This is a genomic window from Acinetobacter lwoffii, assembly GCF_024129595.1.
Taxonomy (GTDB): Bacteria; Pseudomonadota; Gammaproteobacteria; order Pseudomonadales; family Moraxellaceae; genus Acinetobacter; species Acinetobacter lwoffii_O.
Genome location: NZ_JAMXXS010000002.1, coordinates 164113 through 185772, shown reverse-complemented (window position 1 = coordinate 185772; position 21660 = coordinate 164113). Strand labels below are relative to the sequence as shown.

17 protein-coding genes and 1 other RNA gene are annotated in these 21660 nt (G+C 43.8%); 7 read left to right on the top strand and 11 right to left on the bottom strand.

Features of this window, described 5'->3' with window-relative positions:
• Positions 1-146: 146 nt before the first annotated feature.
• From NI466_RS02345 to NI466_RS02325, 5 genes are all read right to left on the bottom strand, one after another.
• Positions 147-1394 carry an FAD-dependent monooxygenase gene (locus NI466_RS02345; protein ID WP_253172552.1) on the bottom strand — a complete coding sequence of 416 codons (1248 nt, stop codon included), beginning with the start codon at positions 1392-1394 and terminating at the stop codon, positions 147-149.
• Positions 1391-2599: a 2-octaprenyl-6-methoxyphenyl hydroxylase gene (ubiH, locus tag NI466_RS02340; RefSeq protein WP_253172551.1), complete on the bottom strand. Its 1209-nt coding sequence runs from the start codon at positions 2597-2599 to the stop codon at positions 1391-1393. Before ubiH ends, NI466_RS02345 begins: the two co-directional genes overlap by 4 nt.
• A 1201-nt stretch (positions 2600-3800) precedes the next feature.
• A complete protein-coding gene (locus NI466_RS02335) occupies positions 3801-4040 on the bottom strand; it encodes a DUF378 domain-containing protein (RefSeq protein ID WP_005107468.1) in 240 nt (79 codons plus the stop codon).
• Between the two features lie 293 nt (positions 4041-4333).
• Positions 4334-5668 carry a Xaa-Pro aminopeptidase gene (gene pepP, locus NI466_RS02330; protein WP_253172550.1) on the bottom strand — a complete coding sequence of 445 codons (1335 nt, stop codon included), beginning with the start codon at positions 5666-5668 and terminating at the stop codon, positions 4334-4336.
• Between the two features lie 133 nt (positions 5669-5801).
• The gene (locus tag NI466_RS02325; protein WP_253172549.1) at positions 5802-6434 is read right to left on the bottom strand and encodes a UPF0149 family protein; all 633 of its coding nucleotides are present in this window, start codon (positions 6432-6434) and stop codon (positions 5802-5804) included.
• 64 nt (positions 6435-6498) lie between these two features.
• Here NI466_RS02325 and NI466_RS02320 point away from each other — a divergent pair, with 64 nt between their 5' ends.
• From NI466_RS02320 to ssrS, 3 genes are all read left to right on the top strand, one after another.
• Positions 6499-7056, top strand: coding sequence for a hypothetical protein (locus tag NI466_RS02320; protein ID WP_184412545.1), 558 nt, complete (start codon positions 6499-6501; stop codon positions 7054-7056).
• On the top strand, positions 7053-7340 hold the full coding sequence (locus tag NI466_RS02315; RefSeq protein WP_004279505.1) for a cell division protein ZapA: 288 nt from the start codon (positions 7053-7055) through the stop codon (positions 7338-7340). Before NI466_RS02320 ends, NI466_RS02315 begins: the two co-directional genes overlap by 4 nt.
• Positions 7341-7437: 97 nt before the next feature.
• A non-coding RNA gene (gene ssrS, locus NI466_RS02310) (6S RNA) lies at positions 7438-7621 on the top strand.
• Positions 7622-7846: 225 nt separating this feature from the next.
• On the opposite strand, the gene NI466_RS02305 is transcribed toward ssrS, so the two are convergent.
• The 5 genes from NI466_RS02305 to NI466_RS02285 form a co-directional block, all read right to left on the bottom strand.
• Positions 7847-8008 (bottom strand): YqaE/Pmp3 family membrane protein, encoded by a 162-nt coding sequence (locus NI466_RS02305; protein ID WP_128841210.1) that lies wholly within the window; start codon positions 8006-8008, stop codon positions 7847-7849.
• 305 nt (positions 8009-8313) lie between these two features.
• The gene (locus NI466_RS02300) at positions 8314-9600 is read right to left on the bottom strand and encodes a PQQ-dependent sugar dehydrogenase (protein WP_253172585.1); all 1287 of its coding nucleotides are present in this window, start codon (positions 9598-9600) and stop codon (positions 8314-8316) included.
• Positions 9601-9919: 319 nt separating this feature from the next.
• Positions 9920-10627 (bottom strand): GntR family transcriptional regulator, encoded by a 708-nt coding sequence (locus NI466_RS02295; RefSeq protein ID WP_253147632.1) that lies wholly within the window; start codon positions 10625-10627, stop codon positions 9920-9922.
• A gap of 12 nt (positions 10628-10639) precedes the next feature.
• Positions 10640-14239, bottom strand: coding sequence for an urea carboxylase (gene uca, locus NI466_RS02290; protein ID WP_253172548.1), 3600 nt, complete (start codon positions 14237-14239; stop codon positions 10640-10642).
• Between the two features lie 784 nt (positions 14240-15023).
• The gene (locus NI466_RS02285; protein WP_253147656.1) at positions 15024-15506 is read right to left on the bottom strand and encodes a VOC family protein; all 483 of its coding nucleotides are present in this window, start codon (positions 15504-15506) and stop codon (positions 15024-15026) included.
• 431 nt (positions 15507-15937) lie between these two features.
• Here NI466_RS02285 and NI466_RS02280 point away from each other — a divergent pair, with 431 nt between their 5' ends.
• Both NI466_RS02280 and lon read left to right on the top strand, forming a co-directional pair.
• Positions 15938-16519, top strand: a complete 582-nt coding sequence (locus NI466_RS02280) for a 5-formyltetrahydrofolate cyclo-ligase (RefSeq protein WP_253147634.1) — start codon at positions 15938-15940, stop codon at positions 16517-16519.
• 147 nt (positions 16520-16666) lie between these two features.
• Entirely contained in the window at positions 16667-19093 is a 2427-nt protein-coding gene (gene lon, locus NI466_RS02275) for an endopeptidase La (RefSeq protein WP_044111574.1), read from the top strand.
• A gap of 72 nt (positions 19094-19165) precedes the next feature.
• Here the strand turns inward: lon and NI466_RS02270 are convergent, their stop codons facing one another.
• Complete coding sequence (locus NI466_RS02270) at positions 19166-20098, bottom strand: M28 family peptidase (RefSeq protein WP_086043997.1); 933 nt, start codon at positions 20096-20098, stop codon at positions 19166-19168.
• A 167-nt stretch (positions 20099-20265) separates the two neighbouring features.
• Between NI466_RS02270 and rlmH the strand changes: the two genes are divergently transcribed.
• Together rlmH and NI466_RS02260 are read left to right on the top strand one after the other, a co-directional pair.
• Entirely contained in the window at positions 20266-20748 is a 483-nt protein-coding gene (gene rlmH, locus NI466_RS02265) for a 23S rRNA (pseudouridine(1915)-N(3))-methyltransferase RlmH (protein WP_004646335.1), read from the top strand.
• Between the two features lie 110 nt (positions 20749-20858).
• Positions 20859-21635 carry a DODA-type extradiol aromatic ring-opening family dioxygenase gene (locus NI466_RS02260; RefSeq protein ID WP_121979874.1) on the top strand — a complete coding sequence of 259 codons (777 nt, stop codon included), beginning with the start codon at positions 20859-20861 and terminating at the stop codon, positions 21633-21635.
• Positions 21636-21660: the final 25 nt, after the last annotated feature.

Genomic DNA, 21660 nt, shown 5'->3' with positions numbered 1-21660 from the left:
TGGTATTCCAAGTCAGGTATCGAATTAAGTGAAATTTAGCAATCTCTTCGACCTTCGCCTAGTACCAAATATCAAAAAATCGTATCTTTTTTAAACAAAATCGTTACTCTTTATTGGTGTTTGTTTAAAAAATTTACATTTCTGTCTTAAGCTGCGTAGCGTGTGTCTTTAAGTAAACCCAGACCATTGGCTTGCGCCATAAATGCATCTTTCAACATGGGCTGATTTTCTACCTGTTTCAGGCCGAAATTGCGTGCCCAAACCATCGGGAAGAATAATGTAGTTTCCATCCAACCAATCGCAGACATGCTGTGCATCATGGCATCATTCTGGCCCTTACGGCAATGCTCATAGCGTTTCAGGGTCTGCTCATGTGCCCATACGCCACGCGCCTGATCATGTAGCAAAACATCACAGAGCACGGCAGCATCCAGGCAGCCAATATTCACCCCTTGTCCAGCTAAAGGATGAATTACATGTGCAGCATCTCCAATCAGGGCTAAACCGTCTTGAATATACTGTTGGGCAGCACGGGCTTTTAAGGGGAAAGTGGCACGTGGTGTCGCCTCTAAGACTCCACCCAACATATGCTGGCTTTCACGAGTTAAGAGTTGAGTAAATTCAGCATCTGACAACGCTGCATATTCTTCGGCATAATCCTCTGGCAAGGTCCAGACAATTGATTGCCAATGTCCCTGCTCTTCCGGATTAAGGCTGGCCATAGGTAAAAAAGCCAGAGGACCAGTTTCGAGAAAAATCTGACGCGCCATGTACTGATGAGGCTGAATCGTTTTAATCGCACAACTGATGCCTGCCTGTTTATAGTCCAGTACATCAATATCGATGAAAGCTTGCTCACGTACAAAGGAGTTTGCACCATCTGCACCAATGACCAGTTTGGTTTTGAGCTGAGTACCATCTTCCAGATGAATAATCCACACACCGACTCCACGTTCGACGCGACTGACTTTAACTTGGGTACGATAATCCTGCACCTCCGCAAGCATCTTTTGCTGAATGGCCAGATTCAGAATGCTGGGCTCCACCATCGAACCTAAAGCCTGTTCTACCGAGGGCATTTTTTCTGAAGGCTGGCCAAAATTGATTTCGCCATAGCCATTCTTATTCCAGACCTGCATATCGGTATAAGGCTGCTGACGTGCTAAATTTTCCCAGACACCCACCGTTTTTAATAGGTGAATGGTTGCCTGACTTAGAGCCAGGACACGCGGATTAGCCACCCTTAAGGTTTTATCTGTATCCAGAATTGGCGCTGCATCCAGAACTGTAGGCTGCACGCCACCTTGGGCCAGCAATAGCGCAGTGAGCCCGCCTACTAACCCACCACCAATAATGACAACGTCTAATATTTCGTTAGTTTGATTTAAGCTCATGCTTTTAACCCCATGGCATAATTTGCAACGAGTGGCTTGATGCCTGGAATCGTATCAAATGCGACTAAACCTGTATTACGCATCAATTTTAAAAACGGATTCTGGTTACTGAAACCGCGCACCACTGAATCACAGAACTTGATCACACGTTGCTGGTCACTGAGACGGGATTTCTCATAGTCTAGCAATATTGCAGCATCGCCCAAGTCTGTGCCTTGTGCCTGTTGCTCTTTCAGGTAACGCACCAATACATGCGCATCACGCATACACAAGTTAAAACCCTGCCCGGCGACTGGATGAATCGTATGTGCTGCATTACCCATGAGCACTACACGACCAACAGCCTGTTTTTCAGCTAACACTTGAGATAAGGGAAAACTGAACCGTTTTCCGGTTTTCTGGAATTTTCCGGCACGATCACCATACGTTTCCTGTAAGGCATCCAGAAAATGCTGGTCATTTTCATCTCCCAGCCATTCTCCTTCAGTACCTTTTTTCACTGGCCAGACCACTGAACGACGATACTCACCCGGTAGTGGTAAAAGTGCCAAAGGCCCTAAATGGCTGAAACGCTCAAAGCCCACATGAGCATGTGGCTTTGAAGTTTGTACTGTGGTCACAATCGCAACCTGATCATAATCGTGTTCTGAAGCGCCAATTCCCAAGGCTTTACGACAGAAAGAATCACGGCCATCGGCGGCAATAACCAGTTTTGACTGTAATTTCAGTTCAGATTCGCCACGCTGCGCTTGGATATAAGCAAAGTCTGTATCTTGGGTAAGGGATGTCACCTGCACACCATCAATCAGTTCAATCAATGGCTCTTTTTTGACTTGGGTCAGCAGTACACGACCGAGCCAGGCATTTTCAATGACCTGACCAAAGCTTTCGACTTTTTCCTGCTCGGCTTTCAGTCGGGCCTTACCAAAGCTGCCTTGTTCGGTAATATTCACTTCCAGAATTGGGGTAGCATGTTCTTGCAAGACATTCCAAAGTCCAAGTTCCTGATAAATCTGCACGCTACGGCGTGACAAGGCACTGTTACGTGCATCAAAACTGGAATGATAGGGCGCAAGATTTTCATCATCATAATCTGGATATTTGATGGCTTCCAACAGTTTGACTGCAATATTGGTTTTCGCCAACATCAATGCGAGGCTTAAGCCGACCATCCCACCACCGACAATGATGACTTCTTGTTGCATGCTTACTTCCTTATCTGTTTATTCGCATCTATGGCGAATTACATAAAACGTATACTGGTTTTATCTTACCTCAAGGCTTTAAATTTTTATAATGATTCGTTTTATTTAGTTTTCTTCATGATGATCCAGCCTATATTGAAAAATCAAGACATCACGCTTTTCATTACCTAACTTCGGCAATAGAGTATAAGCATTGATCCGTTCAACGATTTCAAACCCTGTCTTTAACAGCACTTGGTGGCCTGTATATGTTCTGCATCGCAGAAAGTATCCAGTGATTTAAGTGTAAGATATTGTTTAAAATACTGAATCACTGCTTTCATCGCCTCAAGCATATAGCCCTGACCCTAAAATCGAGGACCAAGTCCGAAATGAACTTCAAGGCTGTTATTTTGCTGTTGAATGATCGTTAGTAACCCGATTGCCAGATGACTTTTTCGCTCAGCAATCACCCATGAAAATCCTTTAATCGGTTGCTACCAATAGCTTAACGCCCATTTCTGCAACATCTGTTGAGTTTGACTGACTGTTATATGCACCTGCCGTTGTAAATATTTTGATGCTTCAACGTCGCCACAATACTCTTGGAATAATAAAAATTCATCTCCAACTTTATATGCTCTTAACTCCAACCGAGTTGTCTTTAATTCAGCAACTAAAATATTTATACTCACTTTTATCAACTCAGCATTAAAAAACGGAATGTTGTAATTTCATTTGGCACTTATACGATTCGATCGCAAACCTAGTCAAATTGGTATAACTCGATCTGCTCGCTTCGCACAGTTTTGAATACATATTGCTACTGGTAAATCCTGAATGATAAAATTGTGAATCAAGCCATTTATAAATAAGCTGATAATCACTGTCAGGAACAGAAGGCCCATTTTCAATCACTATTATTTTCTTATTTTGAGAGAGTTTTATAAATATAACTCGATTTTTTAGCTAACAGATATTTTAAAAAAAATTTATCCAACCATGTACAACCTAATCTTATTTGTATGATAGTAATCATTAATCTTTAGCTAAGTGTTGTTGTAGATCTGAGGATGATTCTATTAATAACCTATAAACACCTATATAAAAAACCCCGGAAATATACCGAGGTTTCTTCATCTTCCACACTATTTCTATCCTCTCGACAAGCTACTCAAAGACATTATCCTATCTTGTAAGAAACTCGTGCAGGAGGATTAGCTTAACGCACAATATTGGTATGATGATCTGTATGGTGTACTGTTTTACCCAACTTCGTTCCTGTATAAATCAGGTACAATGCCGACAAACCAACCAATACATAAATAATTCGAGATAAGGCGCTCATATCACCAAAGATCGCAGCGACCAAATTAAAATCGAATGCACCAATTAAACCCCAATTAATGCCACCAATGATTGTTAAAGCATAAGCAATCCAGTCAATCGTATTTAATCTCATAAGTGTTCTCCTGCTCTTATTTAAGTTTATTTAAGGACCAGAGAAAGTATGAGAATCTCAGCCCATTTAATATGTAGCTTTGATGCTAAAAACGGATTTTCTGTGTTGACTTCCTGTCAATTTTTAAGCCGTAAATTTTACTTAGGTTAGTTTTATTTGACTTGTTCGATATAAACGTAAGCTAAATCACTTTTTGCTCGATGTGATATAGCTAGGAGTTCTTGTTTAAAATGGCATAGAAATGTCATAAAAAAAGCCGATCTCGCGACCGGCTTTCCGTATTTTTTCTCAAATTAAGCAGCGCGCGCTTTCGCCATCAATGCTTCAATCTCTTCTACCGTTTTGACAACTTTCGCAGTTAAAACCAGCGGGCCATTTGCAGTGGCTACCACATCATCTTCAATTCGGATGCCAATTCCACGCCATTTGGCATCCACTGTTTCATCATCAGGCGCGATGTAGAGACCCGGCTCAACGGTCACGACCATGCCCTCTTCATACGAGCGCCATTCACCATCAACCTTATAAGCACCGACATCATGCACATCCATACCGAGCCAATGCCCCGTACCGTGCATGTAGAACTGACGAAAAGCTTCTTTTTCTATAATCTCGTCGATATTACCCTGCATCAAGCCAAGATCGAGCAAACCCTGCACCAAAATAAGCACTGCAACATTGTGAGGTTCTTTATACGAGTTACCAATTTGCACGGCATTGATCGCAGCGATTTGAGCATCCAGTACTACGTTATATAAGGCTTTCTGTTCCGGACTGAATTTACCATTTACCGGAAAGGTACGGGTAATGTCTGAAGCATAGAACTGATATTCAGCTGCAGCATCAATCAGGACTAAATCGCCATCTTTCAGTTCTTTGTCATTTTCTACATAATGCAGGATGCAGGCATTTTCACCGCCACCGACAATACTGTTATAAGCCGGAACACCGCCATTTTTGCCAAAGACATAATTCAGCTCGGCTTCCAGCGCATATTCCATCATGCCCGGACGTACTGCTAGCATCGCTTGAGTATGTGCATCAGCAGAAATATCGGAAGCAATCTGCATCAATTCAATTTCATTTGCATCTTTATGCAGACGCATTTCATCGACAATACGATCCAGCTGAATTACTTGCGCTGGTGCAGAAGTACCACGACGGCTTTCACCACTTGCAGTTGCAATCCATTTGGCGACACACGCATCAAACTCTGCATGCTGTCCAATGCGATAAAACAACTGATCTTTATTTTGTAACTTTTCTAAGATTTCTTCATCCAGCAAATCAATCGCATAGGCTTCATCTGCATCATAATCCTGAATAGCCCCATCAATACCCGCGCGGTAGCCATTCCAGATTTCCATTTCACGGTTGCGTTCACGACAGAACAAACTGTAGCTATAGCCTTCTTCTTCAGTGTCAAAGGTTTCAATCACAGCCACAGCTTCAGGTTCCGCGAATCCGGTTAAATAGAAGAAACTACTGTCTGCACGGTATTTATAATCTGCATCACGGTTACGCATAGCTACCGGACTGGTCGCGATAATAGCGATACTGCGTAAACCGATTTCCCCTGCGAGGATTGCGCGACGTTCCTCAAAAACTGCCTGTGTCAATTTCTTCATTACACCTTACTTCTTTCTTATCGATCAATACTTGTATTTAGAATATAGTCTTGAAATCAGACTATAGATTTCACTGTAAACAGCAAAATATATGCCTGATTTCAAGCAGGTGATGACTCACCTCAGCATTTCATCAGCTTGGACGTTTAGGCGAGAAAATCTCGACTACACTTTGCGCTTCTGTAGTAGCGACTTTAGGCTGATTTTTTTGACTAAATTGCTGTAAGAGTGGTGTTTCTTCAACTTCGACCTTTTTACGCCCTAAAGACAGGCTGACAGGAATCAGACGCACAAATTCGTACAATTCCTGATAGCTTTCTTCACCTTCGGCATCATCGTCCGAGTCTTCAAATTCAACTGCGGCTACATCTTGTAAATATTCAATCAGCTCAACTTCATCCTGACGGATATGTCCTGAAGCCAGTCCGAAACCTAAGACCACGCCTGCACACCAGTCCGCCAGAGCCTGTACGCGTTCTGAAAGCACATGCTCATCATCAGGCAGCAAAGGTAAATAATCCAGCTCATCTTCAGACAATGCATGGAACACATCTTCAGCTTCGCCCGCCAACAACTCTAATGCTTCGGCATCCAGTTCAGGTACATCCAGTGTTTCTAAAATCTGTAACCACTCTTCACTGCTTGGCGCCTGGGTGACACAAACAATGCCAGTCAGCAAACCATGTAGTTCGCTAGGGCTAGAAATTTCCTCAATTGAAGAAAAATTGCGGTGCCATTCGGTCCAACCTGAAATATCGTCTTGCATTCGTTTATCCAATCTTTATACTGCTTATATATTACCTTTGTTTGCAACACTGTGCGACCTCGATATGTTAGAAGAATTACAGCGTCTACAAGTGCAGATCGGCGTGTTAAAAACGCGACTTGCACGGCTTGAAAGTGAAAATTCCAGTTTGCGCGAAGAGCAAGACTCTTCAATGATGCAACATCAACAGCAAATTGAACAAAAGAACAGCGTGATTGCGCAAAAACAACAAGAAAATGAAAATCTGACTGAACAGCTGACGGATTCTCGTGCCCAGTTTCAACTGCTCAATAATGATGCAACTGCACTGGCAGACCGTTATGGCCGTCTGGAAAAAAGCTGTACCGATCTGAAAAACCGTTTTCAGGAAATTCTGGCTGAACGAAATGAACTGCGCGTGGTTAAGGAAAAGATGATCATTGAACAGCGTCATGCCCAGCAGGAAATTCAGCGTCTGACTCAGGAATCTGAACGTTTAACCCAGAAAAATGAAAATGCCAAAGCCAAGGTTGAAGCGATTATTCAACGTCTAGCGATTCTCGGTACTGCGCAGGATCATCACGCACAGGAAATTCAACAACTGGCCCATCCGACTGAAGCGACTGAGGAAGCCTCATCATGAGTGAACAAATTGCAATCGATCTCAGAGTATTGGGGCATAGTTTTCGTTTGGCCTCTACTCCTGACAAGCAGGAAGAATTAGAGCGCGCGGCACAGTTATTGAATGACAAATATGATGAATTTCGTCGTAAAGCACCACGTATGGAACCTAGCAAGCTGATTATTATGGTAGCACTTGAGCTGATGCAGGAAGTTTTGAATATGAACAGATCACTGCAACAATATGCGCATTGCGAGCGTTTGTTACAAACTATTTTAGAAGAAGTTGAAGAACTGACTGAATAATCTCGAATTCTGTTTAAACTTCGGACATTCGACCGAACTGTTTACAGTTCATGAACAGCATAGAGTTGCCACACCGGGATTATTGTTTATAATTAACTTAACTCTGAGGTGTTCGCCAGCGGGTCTATTCCCCTGCCGATACTAACACTTATGGGTGTGTTCTGTATATTTAGAGTGTATGCCCATCTCCGTATGGGAAACCCAGCAAGTATACGTCGCATCCTCCTTGAACTCATCGGGTTCAGGGTAACGACACATGCAGCGGCATCTTCGGAGTACTTCAATTTCTTTTTCAAAATAATTATAATTTTTCCTGAATTTCCTCTTATTTTAATTTTATAGTCTTTCTCTCGAACATTCCTCTAGATTCATTTTATCGATGTATTTATGATTTGGAATGCGAAAAAAATCTTTCGCTATAATTCGCTATAAAAAATATAGAGCTTAAATTGCTTTAAATTAAATAAAGATTAAAAAAGCTTTTTAGTAACTCACTCCTCTATTTTTTAGGCTATTTTATCTCGATATAAAGTATGCATCGCCCAGATTGCAGCAGGAATCCAGCCTAAAATCGAAACCTGAAGCATTAAGCACACTGTCGCTTCGGCTGGTCGATGAAGGGTCATAAATAATGACCAAGGGAAGATAAATGCAATAATTGATTTCATTCTTAAAACCCTCTTTTTTGCAATGTTCTAACTTTTATATCCAGTTTTTATTGGCACTTAAAACTGGTACTTAGGTTTAGATATTTTTAATGGGATCAGCAGAATCTCTGTACATGCTGTAATCATGCTTAAAATATTTTGAAAGCCTAATTCAGCCAGCTTAAATGAAGCTTAAAAATTGTTTTAAATCCGTTAACCTTTGCATATTTTCAATCAAAATATTGACGTTTGAATGAAACAGTCTTTGCTTTAACTTTTACTTTCCATAGATTCAAATCTGAATAAAATCTTGAATCCCTAGACCTTTATTTACTTACTGCAGCTGGTGTACTCAAGGGTGATACCCGCCAGATCACATCACCGACATCATCAGCAACCAAAATGGCGCCCGAGGAATCTACCGCCACACCGACCGGTCGCCCATATGCATCGCCCTGATCGCTTAAGAATCCAGTCAGAACATCTTGAGGCGGGCCCATCGATTGTCCATTTTGAAAGGGAACAAAAATCACTTTATAGCCACTATGCGGTTTGCGGTTCCATGAACCATGCTGGCCAATCAGCGCCCCATCACGATATTGAGGCATCAAATCTGCCCTATAGAAGGCCAAGCCCAATGAGGCGGTATGATTGCCTAATGCATAATCCGGTAGAATTGCCCGCGCAACTTGCGCAGGGTTTTGCGGTTTGACCCGCGTATCTACATGTTGGCCATAATAACTATAGGGCCAGCCATAAAAAGCGCCCTCTTTGACAGAGGTCAGATAATCAGGAACCAGATCATTACCGAGTTCATCACGTTCATTTACCACCGTCCAGAGTGCGCCACTCTGGGGTTGCCAATCCATCCCATTCGGATTACGCAGTCCGGTAGCAAAAGGTCGTGCTTGAGCACTAGCTATGTCAAATTCCATGATCAGTGCCCGGCCTTGTTCTTGATCCAGGCCATTTTCAGCGACATTGCTGTTGGAACCCACCGTGATATAGAGTTTGCTGCCGGCAGGATTAGCAATGGCGTTTTTAGTCCAGTGATGATTTAAACGACCTGCCGGTAAATCCAGTACCTTGGTGCCGGCTGCTGTAATTTGAGTCACACCGTTCTGATAAGGAAAACGCATCAGGGCATCAGTATTGGCTACATACAATGTATTACCAATCAGCGCCATGCCAAATGGAGAATTGAGATTCTGTAAAAATACGGTTTTTTGTTCAGCTACCCCATCTCCATTGCTATCGCGAAGCAGACTGATGCGGTTGGTACTGGGATGCGATGAGCCGGCACGCTGCATCACCCATTTCATAATTTTGCCTTTGATCCCTTTGCTGTCATCGGGCTTGGGCGGTGCATCGGTTTCGGCCACCAGTACATCACCATTCGGCAATACATACAGCCAGCGCGGATGCTGCAACCCTTTGGCAAATGCCTGAACTTTTAAACCTGTCGCAGGTGTCGGCATTTTACCTTCAGGCCAACCTTTAGCAGGCGCAATATTGACCGTAGGCAGCAAGCTTGATTTTGGTTTGGGCAAATGTGGCTGGGAACCATAACTGTCATTGATAGGCGACTTGGAAGGCATGGTACATCCAGTCATGGTTAGGAGAAGTGCACAGCTGGCACCTGTAAGTAAAAGTTGAATAGGCTGATGAAGCATTTTTATCTCTTGTTATTATCATCCTCAACTTACTTTAAAAAACAATTTGAGATGCCACTAGCGGGTTCTTGTTTTTTCTGGTTATGAATTGTTTATCAATTTTGAGTCAGGTCTGATGTTTTTCTTGTTGTAAAAAGCAGTTTATATCTTTAAATGAAATAATGCCAAGCCATTCAGTCTGTGCTTAGCGTAATTTCTAAAGTTAGTTCTATATTTTGATCTAGTCTGTATTTCTTAAAGCTCATGCATCATGACTAACTTACGCAGGACTAGAGGACAACATTTCTAGCGTAATTTTTTTCACCTCATTACGACTGTGCCGGATATGGGCATCTAATATAGAGAGACAGAACGCTGCATCTTGTGCAAGCAGCGCTTTTAAAATCTGTTGATGTTCGGCATAGGTAGCTGTAACCCGATAATCCTTGGAAAAATCCAGACGGCGTATGATGCGAATTTTCTCGCTGATCTCACTGTGAATTTTCGCCATTTCCGCATTGCCGGCTGCAAATACCAAATGACAATGAAATGCTTCATCTTGTGCGGATAACTTTCTGAGATCATAGAGATACTGTTCTGGCTTGATACACCAGGTTTGAATCAAAATTTCCAGAGCGGCTTTCAACTGATCTTCAGGCATCTGACAAAGTTGTTCGACTGCATAACATTCCAGCAAAATTCGCAGATCATATAACTTCTCATAGGCTTTAAAATTCAGTGGCCGAACCTGCCAGCCACTTCTAAACTGCACCTCGACATAGCCTTCCTGCTGCAGACGATATAAGGCTTGCCGAATGGGTGTACGGCTTACGGCATAGCTTTCAGCAATTTCTGATTCGGTAAACCGTTCTCCCGGCATGAGTTTAAAGTCAAAAATGTCATTTTTAATTTTCTGGAAAACCAGCTCAGACAGATTGTCTGAGCTTTTTCCGGTCGCTTTAGTGGCTGGATTAGGGACAAGGGTCATAGGCTCAATCCATTACTCCATATAAACCAGCGGTTCACCGCTATGCACGGTCTGACCTGAACGGCAGATAATCGCTTTAACGATACCATCATCATCAGCATAGACCGGCAGCTCCATTTTCATGGCTTCAATGATGGCCACCGTGTCGCCTTTTTTCACAATCTGCCCGGCTTCTACAAAAATCTTCCAGATATTGCCAGTCATAGAGGCATTGAGAGGGACATACTGGCTGTAATCGGTATCATCCTGCACCACTTCTATTTCCGCCGGTGCATCAAACTCGTCTTTCCAGCGTTCTACTTCGGCGCTAAAAGTAGCGTGCTGCTGTGCTTTAAAAGCAGCAATACTGTCCTGTTCTGCAGCAAGGAAATCCTGATACGCTGCAAAGTCAAACTCGCATTCCTCAATTTTGATTTCTGCCAGACCATGGGCGAAATCAGCACGGAACTGATCCAGTTCGGCCTCAGTGACCTCATAATATTTAATCTGGTCAAAAAAGCGTAAGAACCATTGCTGATCGCCAAACTGCTTGTTCTTTTTAAACTTGTTCCAGATCGGCACGGTACGGCCAATCAACTGATAGCCACCCGGTGAGTCCATGCCATAAATACACATATACATGCCACCAATCCCGACTGTGCCTTCGGCAGTAAAAGTACGGGCCGGATTATATTTAGAACTCAGTAAACGGTGGCGAGGATCAATGGGCACTGCACAAGGTGCAGTCAGATATACATCACCTAGCCCTAAAATCAGATAATTGGCATCATAAATGATGTCCTTGACCTGCTGGCGGTGACTTAAACCATTAATCCGCTGAATAAAATCGACATTATTCGGAAGCCAGGGGGCTGTGGCACAGACGCTTTCCTGATAACGCTCAACAGCACCCAGAGTCGCCGAGTCCTCAAAGGCCATGGGTAAATGGATAATTCTTGAAGGGATTTTAATGTCACGCAAATCGCCCATCTGTTCTTCAAGACCAAGCAGGAAGTGAATCAGTTGCTGTTGACTCAAACGCAGACCATCATATTTAATCTGCAAGGACCGTACACCAGGTGACAATTCCAGGATACCGTCCAGATCAGCTTCACGGATCAGTTGCATCAAGCGGTGTACGCGCAGGCGCAGGGCCAAATCCAGTACGTTATCGCCATATTCCAGTAATATATAACTGTCACCTGCCTGACGATATACAGCTTTTGGTGCATCTGGCGTAGCTTCACGCAATGCCAGGATACTTTCTGCCTGAACTGTAACGATTTCAGCCTCGCTGGTTATCTCTGCCTTGGCAAAGTTTTGGAGGGTTTGAATTTGCTGCCGCTCCAGCGCATTGGCCTGCTTTACCGAGATTGGATAGAAGCTAATCGTGTCATCGGCTTTCAGTTGACCAATTTTCCAGAGTTCAGCTTTGGCAATGGTCACCGGACAAACAAAGCCCCCCAGGCTCGGACCATCTTTGGCAAGGATTACGGGGAAATCACCGGTAAAGTTAATCGCACCAATGGCATATTCACAGTCATGTACATTGGATGGATGTAATCCTGCTTCGCCACCATTTTCACGCGCCCAGCTTGGCGTCGGTCCAGTTAAACGGATACCCAACCGGTTCGAGTTAAAATGCACTTTCCAGCTTGATGCAAAAAACTCCTCAATATATTCAGCTTTAAAGAAATCAGGTGCTCCATGCGGACCATAGAGCACACCAATTTTCCATTCCTTGCCATAACTTGGAATCAGAGTTGTCGCTAAAGCTTCAGGTTCTGCAATCGCTAAAGGTAGACCATCGGCCGGCAGCTCAGGATTCACCATCTTAATCATGTCGCCAGCACGTAATACTCGGCCTGCATGTCCACCAAAATCACCTAAAGCAAAGGTAGAACGGCTACCCAGATATTCCGGCACATTCAGACCATTTCGTACAGCCAGATAAGTCCTGCAGCCTGATTCTACCTGTCCAATTTTTAGAGTCTGTCCTGCTTTTACCTGAATAGGCTGCCAGAAATTTACTGCTTCATCATCCAGACTTACCGGACAAGGTGCGCCAGTTAAAGTAATGATATTCTCTGCATGAAACTTGAGGGTTGGACCTTGCAGGGTAAATTCGAACCCGGCGGCTGCCTCGGCATTCCCGACAATTTTATTGGCCAGCCGGAAAGCATAATCATCCATTGGACCTGAAGGCGGTACACCAATATCCCAATACCCGACACGACCCGGATAATCCTGAATCGAACTTTGTGTACCCCGCTGAATCACCTCAATCACATTCGGCACATACTTGAAATCATCCAGCATGCGTGTCCAGATCTGCATCTGTTCAAAACGCGGATCTGAAATGACGGTATGGACATAATCCAGATTGGTACTAATACCATTCAGGCGAGTTTCAGCTAGTGCCGCTTTAAGAGTCGTAATCGCAGTTTCACGATCTTCTGCATGTACGATAATCTTGGCTATCATCGGGTCAAAGTATTGGGAAATTTCAGTTCCGGTACTCACCCAGGTATCAACCCGGACATTTTCCGGAAAAAAGACATCGGTCAAAATCCCTGGACTCGGCTGGAAATTCTTAACTGGATCTTCGGCATAGATGCGTACTTCAATCGCTGCACCCTGAGGCTGAATGCTGCTTAGATGCTTCCAATCCAAAGTATCGCCTGCTGCGATTTTCAACATGCATTCGATCAGGTCTAAACCGGTCACCATTTCAGTGACAGGATGTTCCACCTGCAAACGGGTATTCACTTCAAGGAAATAAAACTCGTCACGTGCTGCATCATAAATAAACTCAACCGTACCGGCACTGCGATATTTCACCGATTTGCCCAGTTCAACTGCCGCCTGATGCAGTTTTTGTCGCGTTGCATCAGGTAAATGAGCCGCTGGTGTTTCTTCCACGACCTTCTGATTACGGCGCTGTAATGAACAATCGCGTTCCCCCAAAGCCACTACCTGTCCCTGTCCATCTCCAAAAATCTGAACTTCGACATGACGGGCTTTATCGATAAAGCGTTCCAGAAACACCCCTGCATCCTTAAAGAACTGCTCGCCCAGACGTTTTACACTTTCATACGCCTCCTGAAGTGCTTCTGCATCATCACAACGGGTCAAGCCAATTCCGCCACCGCCTGCTGTGCTTTTCAGCATAATCGGATAACCAATTTTTTCAGCTTCTGCCAAGGCTTCGTCCAGACTATTTAGCAGACCTGTACCGGGAGTCATCGGTACATTGGCAGCTGCAGCAAGTTCACGGGCACGATGTTTTAAACCAAACTCTAAAATCTGTTCAGCTGTTGGCCCCATAAAGGCAATATTATTTTCTTTGCAGGCACAGGCAAAGTCAGCACTTTCTGACAGAAAACCATAACCCGGGAAAATTGCTTCGGCCCCGGTATTTTTGGCTACAGCAATCAGTTTTTCGATACTTAAATAGGTATCACTCGGTTTGGTCCCTTCTAAGGACACTGCAATATCTGCATCAATCACATGCTGTGCATAACGGTCCGTTTCTGAATAGACGGCTATACTGGTCACGCCCATTTTTTTTAATGTGCGAATGGCGCGAATAGCAATTTCGCCGCGGTTTGCAATCAGTACAGTTTTAAACATGTGAATCCCCTTTTATTCTCTCTATTTTTCGAATCTGCTGAATGGATCTATTTCGTTTTTTTCTGATTCAGCCCATGGACATAGACTCGCTATCGACTATGTTCGCTGCTCTCTGTCGTAGCCTTTGATGCATACCGTCCGCAAATACAGCTTTTTTAAATGCATCGATTTTTGCTTGAAGAGGTGCAGCAATCGCAACTAAAATCCAGACAAGTTCACCCACCTCAACATGGGTAATGCGTTGAGCAAGATGATTCAGTTGAAGCTGTTTTGGCTGATCGGCATCGCGCCATTTTGGCGCCTGTCCAGCCGATCATTTTCTGATGAAGCATTCTCTATCCAATCTTGTATCCAAGTTTGAATACAGTTATGCAGAACTTATGCCAGTTTAATTTTTATTTTATTTTCAATATTTTAATAAAATTTAAGATGTATAAATTGGGAGGAGTTTCATTGGATGGTTGTTTTTGGTTCAGCCTGTTTTCAATTCAGTGCAAAAATTATTCTGGAACTCATATTGCATGAGCTACATCTCTCCAACTTGTACGACACTGATATAAAAGCCTATCTATTAATGAACCTTTAAGGGAACCATTCAGCTTATATCTTGGGCTAGTAATAAAATTGGAGGTACTCCATGCCGGGCTTAAGGGGGTTTTAACCCAAGATGCATATAGGCACACAGGAGATGATCGAAAGGAAATATAAAAGGAGAGGTTTCAAATATTGAAGTAAATAAGGCTACCCAATAATATTCACTGAAATTACGGATAATCTCTGTCACTCAACCACGAAAAGCGGCTTCAATCACGGCAACATCAATTTTCTTCATGCCCATCATGGCCTCAAATGCACGTTTGGCCGCAGCACGGTCAGAACTGTTACAGGCATTGATTAGGACCGCTGGCGTAATCTGCCAGGAAATGCCCCACTTGTCCTTGCACCAGCCACACTCACTTTCCTGACCGCCATTGCCCACAATGGCATTCCAGTAGCGATCTGTTTCCTCTTGGTCTTCAGTCGCCACCTGAAATGAAAATGTTTCATTATGCTGAAAACCAGGACCACCGTTCAACCCGATGCAGGCAACGCCCATTACTGTAAATTCGACCGTAATGACATCACCTTCTTTCCCAGAGGGATAATCTCCAGGGGCAAGGTTGATCGCGCCAACTGAGGAGCCTGGAAAGATTTCTGCATAAAATCGTGCTGCACCTTCGGCATCGTCATCGTACCAAAGGCAGACGGTGTTCTTCGCAATATTCATCATCTTCAATCTCCATTGATTTAGGTCTTACGCGTTCTGCCTAAGTCCAATGTGTCCCATATATCGGTCGAGAATAGTTATATGATCCCTTGTCTATCTTTCACCAAAAACAGAATAAACCTACTTTAGAATTGTATTTTTATTGATCGAAAGCTGTTTCAAAGTGCTTAAACTCATGCATTTCCAGAGTTTGTCACTGAACAATTGATTGCTTGGAAAATCGTGAATCAAAGAAAATAAATTGACCGTTTCAACACATTTTAACAACCAGTGATGCAACTGTTTTTTAACTTTGAAACTGGTGACAAATTAGCTAAATTTAAATCAGCAGATACGGAATAATATAAAATTGCAGCTTACAATTATTTTTTACTTTTCCAGAATTCCCACTTAGACTAGAGCACAATTTTGTTGCATATGCTTTTTGCCCTATGATCATTCAGGAATTAAGAAGATACCTTCGTAAAACGCGTCGTCATCTCTCTAAATTTGAGCAAAGGCAATCCGCACAAAAAGTTCTAAACCGTCTGATCCGCAGTCCAGAATTTATTCATGCCCAACGTATTGGCCTGTATTTGCATGCTTTTGGGGAGATTCAGACCCAGGCGATTATTGAACGCTGCTTTAAACTGGGCAAACAGGTGTATCTACCAGCGATTTGCGACATGAATCAGCAGCTGGTCTGGATCCGGATCAGCCAGCACCAATACCATAACAAGCGCTTTGCCCATCATCGGCTGGGTATGCGAGAGCCCATGAGCACCCGTGGTGTACATGTTTCCAAACTGGATTTATTGCTCATGCCACTATTGGCCTGTGATACTTCGGGCACACGGATTGGTATGGGCGGCGGTTTTTATGATCGTACCTTGGCTTCTGCACCTGGGCGTCCATTCCGTCTGGGGCTGGCGCATGACTTCCAACTGCTGGCACAGCCGTTAAAACGTGAAACATGGGATCAGCCCCTTGATGCTTTAATCACCCCGACAGTTTTTATAAAGTTCAAACGTTAATTTTGCAATTTTACCCTTGCTAACTACTTTAAAATCACATAATTAGTCATTTTTCATACAATTTAATCTTAACTGCCCTTGTATTTTTAAAATTACCCATCACTATTAAAAGCATGGCAACACCGTTGTCACTCATTAGGAGTGCTCATGTCTGAAATTATTATGAATCAAGAAACCTTAGAGCCTCAGGTTCCAAGTGTACTACCCCTTTTGGCGTTGCGTGATGTGGTGGTTTATCCGCATATGCAAATTGCGCTGTTTGTCGGTCGTGAAAAATCGATCAATGCAGTTGATGTGGCTCGTAACAGTGACAATCTAGTATTTGTAGTTGCGCAAAAAGATTCGCTTACAGAAGAAATTGATCACGACAATTTATATCAATACGGTACTGTCGCGAAGATTGTGCAAGTTGTGAATCACGAAAATGATGAAAACTGTATTAAAGTCCTGATCGAAGGCCTACACCGTGCCAAGCTGAAAACCATCATTGACGAAACTGAGTATCTGACAGCAGAGCATGAACTCAGCCCAATGACGGTGAGCGTCGATGCAGACACCCAAGCTGTGCGCTTGCAGGAATTACGTGCGCTTTTCGCTCAATATGCAGAAGCGAAACTTCGTAATGCGCGTGAACTGATCACCGCAGCCAACAAAATTGAAGATCTATTACAGTTATTGTTCTTCGTCGCAACCCGTGTTCCATTGAATATTGATGTCAAACAGAAATTCCTGGAACATGACGAATTCGAAGCGCATTTGACTGAGTTGATGACTTATCTATTGCAACAGTCTGAAGAACAACAGATTGAGCAAACCCTGCATGACTCTGTTAAACGTCAGATGGAAAAGAACCAGCGCGAATACTTCCTGAATGAAAAAATGAAAGTCATTCAGCGCGAACTTTCCGACATGAACGGCGGCGCGGAAGATGATGTCGCTGAAATTGAAAAACGTCTTGCTGAAGCAGATTTGCCTGAGCATGTACGCAAGAAAGCTGAAAACGAGTTCCGCAAGCTGAAAGCGATGCAGCCTGCTTCGAGTGAAGCTGCTGTGGTACGCAACTATCTGGAAGTGATTCTAGATACACCGTGGAATAAAGCCAGCAAAGTCAGCATTAACCTGAACAAAGCACAGGAAATTCTGGATGCAGACCACTATGGTCTGGACGATGTCAAAGATCGCATTGTGGAATATCTGGCAGTTCAGTCTCGTGTGAAAAAATTGCGTGGTCCGATTCTGTGTTTGGTTGGTCCTCCAGGTGTGGGTAAAACTTCACTCGGCGAATCAATTGCCAAAGCAACTGGTCGTGAGTTCGTGCGTATGGCGCTGGGCGGCGTGCGTGACGAAGCTGAAATTCGCGGTCACCGTCGTACCTATATCGGTGCGATGCCAGGTAAAATCGTACAGTCATTGACTAAAGTGGGTGTAAAAAACCCGTTGTTCCTGCTCGATGAAATCGACAAGATGGCGCAAGACTACCGTGGCGATCCGGCTTCCGCGATGCTTGAAGTACTTGATCCATCACAGAACAATAAGTTCAGCGATCACTATCTGGATCTAGATCTGGACCTGTCTGAAGTAATGTTTATCTGTACCGCGAACAGCATGAATATTCCTGAGGCCCTGCTTGACCGTATGGAAGTGATTCGTCTTCCGGGTTATACCGAAGAAGAGAAAGTCAATATTGCGGACCGTTACCTTGTTCCTAAAGCAATCAAGAACAATGGTCTACGTGCCAAAGAATTAACCGTGCATGAAGAAGCGATTCGTGACATCGTGCGCCGCTATACACGTGAAGCCGGTGTTCGTAACCTTGAACGTGAAGTGTCAAAAATTGCACGTAAAGTGGTGAAAGAGGCGGTTAGCAAGAAAGCTAAAAATCTTCAGGTTGAAGTGACAGCAGGAAATCTTCCAGATTACTTGGGTCCACATAAATTTGACTATGGTATGGCGGAAGAAGAAGCGCAAATCGGCCGTGTAAATGGTCTGGCTTGGACTTCTGTTGGTGGTGAATTACTGACCATTGAAGTTGCAGCAGTACCAGGTAAAGGCAAGTTCATTACCACCGGTTCTCTTGGCGATGTCATGAAAGAATCGATTACTGCTGCAATGACTGTAGTGCGTACCCGTGCGGATGAACTCGGCATCGAAGCCTCGCGCTTTGAAGAAACCGACGTGCATGTGCATTTACCTGAAGGCGCAACACCGAAAGATGGTCCATCGGCAGGTTTGGCTTTGACTACAGCACTGGTATCTGCTTTCACGGGTATCCCGATTCGTCCGGATATCGCGATGACAGGTGAAACCAGTCTGGGCGGTCGTGCGCTGCGTATCGGTGGCTTGAAAGAGAAACTTTTGGCAGCCCATCGTGGTGGCATCAAGCTGGTATTCATTCCACAGGAAAACGTACGTGACCTGGCGGAAATTCCAGAAAATGTCAAAGAAGGTCTAGAAATTAAAGCCGTAAAATCGATTGATGAGATTTTACCGCTGGCACTGACCTCTTTGCCAAAAGCCTTGGTTAAAGCACCAATTGTGAAAACCAAAGAAGAAGCGAAAGCAGCGCGTCATTAAGACTTGATGTTTCGTATAAAAAACCCTGCTTCGGCAGGGTTTTTTATTGAGTTATTGAATAAAACAACTGAATTATGGCTGTAGTGCCATCGTAACCAATCCATCAATCACATGAGTCATCTTGTTCAGATCAAGCTTGTCGAGGGTATCCAATTCGGTATTGTAATAAGGATTACGATAACTCGCAGTATCGGTAATCAGCATGGTCGAATAGTTGAATTTGGCATAATTCAGATAGCCCGAGAAATTCATATCCTGAGCAAAACTTGGGCTGACAAAGCGTTGACATTCCAGACGGTTAAAACGCTGCATGGCATCACAATAATCTCCAGTCAGGCCAGTTGAGGCTAAATGCCCAATGGCTGCAATGAAATTGCCATGTCGTGGATAAATCCATTTTAATCCCACCGGATAGCTCTGCACCTGATGTTCATCAAAATAACCAATCGAATCCAGAATCACCACGCCCTCAATTTTCTGCTTCTGCTTTTTTAAAGACTTGGCATGCATATAACTGCCCATATGTTCTGTCTTGAAAAAAGGCGGCTCTTCAAGCGTATAGAAAGCAAATTCGACATCATGTTTGAGCTTGGATTTTTGCAGGGCCAGTAATCTTGCAGTTTCCAGTAAACCCGCTACCCCTGAGGCATTATTATCAGCACCGTTTCGGGCACTAAAGACATCATAATGTGCCCCCATCACCATCTTGGTTTTGGCTTGAGTATCCAAGCTACAGATGACATTTCGGTAACTCAGGTTATTGACCACATAAACCTGAAACTGGCATGGAATACCAAAGCGCTGCATCTGCCCTTTGATCCAGGCAGATACCCGATTCAGCTCTTTTAGATTTTTATAATTTCGGTATTCATCGACACTCATGATCTGGCTAAAAAATAATTCCAGATGAGAGACCTGAGCATTTTTGCTCGAATTGGCTGCACAGAGACTAGGCCCCATGAGGCCTATCAGTAACAGCAGCACAGTACAACATCCTTTTATCATGACACTGTTCCGCATTTATTATTATTCCATTCCTTTATCAAGCGGATACTTGAACTAAGGACATTAAAGCAACACTAAATCTCTCATTTCAATTTCAATTTGTTTCCCTGCTCAACTTCATGTTGTTTGATCGTTATAATGAGGTATCCAATTATTGATCTGTCTGTATGAAAATCCGTATCCTGACCATTGGTCAAAAAATGCCAGCGTGGGTGCTGACTGGTTTTGAAGATTATTTCAAACGTATTCAGCCTTTTGTACAGACCCAGATTATTGAACTGCCGATGGCCAAGCGCGGGAAAAATGATTCTGAAGCGGATATTCTGAAATACCGCAATATTGAGGGCGACAGCATTTTAAATGCGCTCAAGCAGAATGAAACCCTGATTGCACTAGAAGTGGGCGGACGCGAATTCAGTACCGAAAAACTGGCTGAAACCATGAAAGGCTGGATGCTGGAAGGCAATGATGTAGCACTTGCGATTGGCGGGCCGGATGGTCACTCAGAAGCCGTGCGTAAAGCTGCTGCATGGCACTGGTCACTTTCCAAGTTAACCCTGCCGCATCCACTGGTACGTGTCATGCTGATCGAGCAGCTTTATCGTGCCATGAGCATCAATAACAACCATCCTTATCACCGAGCAGGCTAATGATTTTGCTGAAGCGTTCTTTATATGCAACGTTTTGTTGAATAATCTCTTCTGCTCTTATTTCTATTTTTCATGCATTATTGAGGCATCTTCCAGATGTGGTTTGACTTATGAACTTACAAACGTTGCCCGGCTTATTTATTTCTCATGGCTCTCCTATGCTGGCGCTGAATCCAGAACAAGTGGGTCCTGCCTTGCATCGTTTGAGCGAAAATCTGCCACGCCCGGAAGCGATTATTGTGATGTCCGCGCACTGGGAAAGTGATGCGCTGGAAGTGAGTAGCGCAATTCGCCCAGAAACCTGGCATGATTTTCGTGGTTTCCCGCCTGAACTGTATCAATTGCGCTATCCTGCACCGGGAAATCCTGAACTGGCCGAAAAAGTCTTAGGCTTGCTGGCCAATGCCGGCTTTTCTGCACATGCCAACAGTACCCGTCCGCGTGATCATGGCGTATGGATGCCACTGCTACATATGTATCCAGATGCCAACATTCCCGTGGTAGAAATTTCCTTACCCATGTCGATGAGCGCGGATGAGATTTATCAGATTGGTCAAAGTCTTGCACCTTTACGTGAACAGCAAATCCTGCTGATTGGTTCGGGCAGTATTACCCATAATTTACGTGAACTGTCTTGGGATGGATCGGCTGCTGATGTACCCGAATGGGCCTCAGGCTTCCGTAATTTTGTGGTGCATAAACTGACGCATAGCGATTATGATGCGGTACTGGACTGGTCCAATATTCCGCATATGGCGCGTAATCATCCAACACTGGAACACTTTGCTCCGATTTTCTTTGCAATGGGCACAGGTCAGCGTTTTAGTTTGGTGCATAGCAGTTTTACCATGGGTTCACTCGGCATGGATATTTATCGCTTCGATTAATCTTGCTTCAGCGCTAAAATCTTAA

Excerpts from the sequence above, each read along its gene's own strand:
- NI466_RS02280 (WP_253147634.1), top strand. The coding sequence starts at position 15,938 with ATGATCATTCAGGAATTAAGAAGATACCTTCGTAAAACGCGTCGTCAT.
- uca (WP_253172548.1), bottom strand. The coding sequence starts at position 14,239 with ATGTTTAAAACTGTACTGATTGCAAACCGCGGCGAAATTGCTATTCGC.
- pepP (WP_253172550.1), bottom strand. The coding sequence starts at position 5,668 with ATGAAGAAATTGACACAGGCAGTTTTTGAGGAACGTCGCGCAATCCTC.
- ubiH (WP_253172551.1), bottom strand. The coding sequence starts at position 2,599 with ATGCAACAAGAAGTCATCATTGTCGGTGGTGGGATGGTCGGCTTAAGC.
- NI466_RS02325 (WP_253172549.1), bottom strand. The coding sequence starts at position 6,434 with ATGCAAGACGATATTTCAGGTTGGACCGAATGGCACCGCAATTTTTCT.
- NI466_RS02270 (WP_086043997.1), bottom strand. The coding sequence starts at position 20,098 with ATGATAAAAGGATGTTGTACTGTGCTGCTGTTACTGATAGGCCTCATG.
- rlmH (WP_004646335.1), top strand. The coding sequence starts at position 20,266 with ATGAAAATCCGTATCCTGACCATTGGTCAAAAAATGCCAGCGTGGGTG.
- NI466_RS02260 (WP_121979874.1), top strand. The coding sequence starts at position 20,859 with ATGAACTTACAAACGTTGCCCGGCTTATTTATTTCTCATGGCTCTCCT.
- lon (WP_044111574.1), top strand. The coding sequence starts at position 16,667 with ATGTCTGAAATTATTATGAATCAAGAAACCTTAGAGCCTCAGGTTCCA.
- NI466_RS02335 (WP_005107468.1), bottom strand. The coding sequence starts at position 4,040 with ATGAGATTAAATACGATTGACTGGATTGCTTATGCTTTAACAATCATT.
- NI466_RS02315 (WP_004279505.1), top strand. The coding sequence starts at position 7,053 with ATGAGTGAACAAATTGCAATCGATCTCAGAGTATTGGGGCATAGTTTT.
- NI466_RS02320 (WP_184412545.1), top strand. The coding sequence starts at position 6,499 with ATGTTAGAAGAATTACAGCGTCTACAAGTGCAGATCGGCGTGTTAAAA.
- NI466_RS02300 (WP_253172585.1), bottom strand. The coding sequence starts at position 9,600 with ATGACTGGATGTACCATGCCTTCCAAGTCGCCTATCAATGACAGTTAT.
- NI466_RS02305 (WP_128841210.1), bottom strand. The coding sequence starts at position 8,008 with ATGAAATCAATTATTGCATTTATCTTCCCTTGGTCATTATTTATGACC.
- NI466_RS02345 (WP_253172552.1), bottom strand. The coding sequence starts at position 1,394 with ATGAGCTTAAATCAAACTAACGAAATATTAGACGTTGTCATTATTGGT.
- NI466_RS02285 (WP_253147656.1), bottom strand. The coding sequence starts at position 15,506 with ATGAATATTGCGAAGAACACCGTCTGCCTTTGGTACGATGACGATGCC.
- NI466_RS02295 (WP_253147632.1), bottom strand. The coding sequence starts at position 10,627 with ATGACCCTTGTCCCTAATCCAGCCACTAAAGCGACCGGAAAAAGCTCA.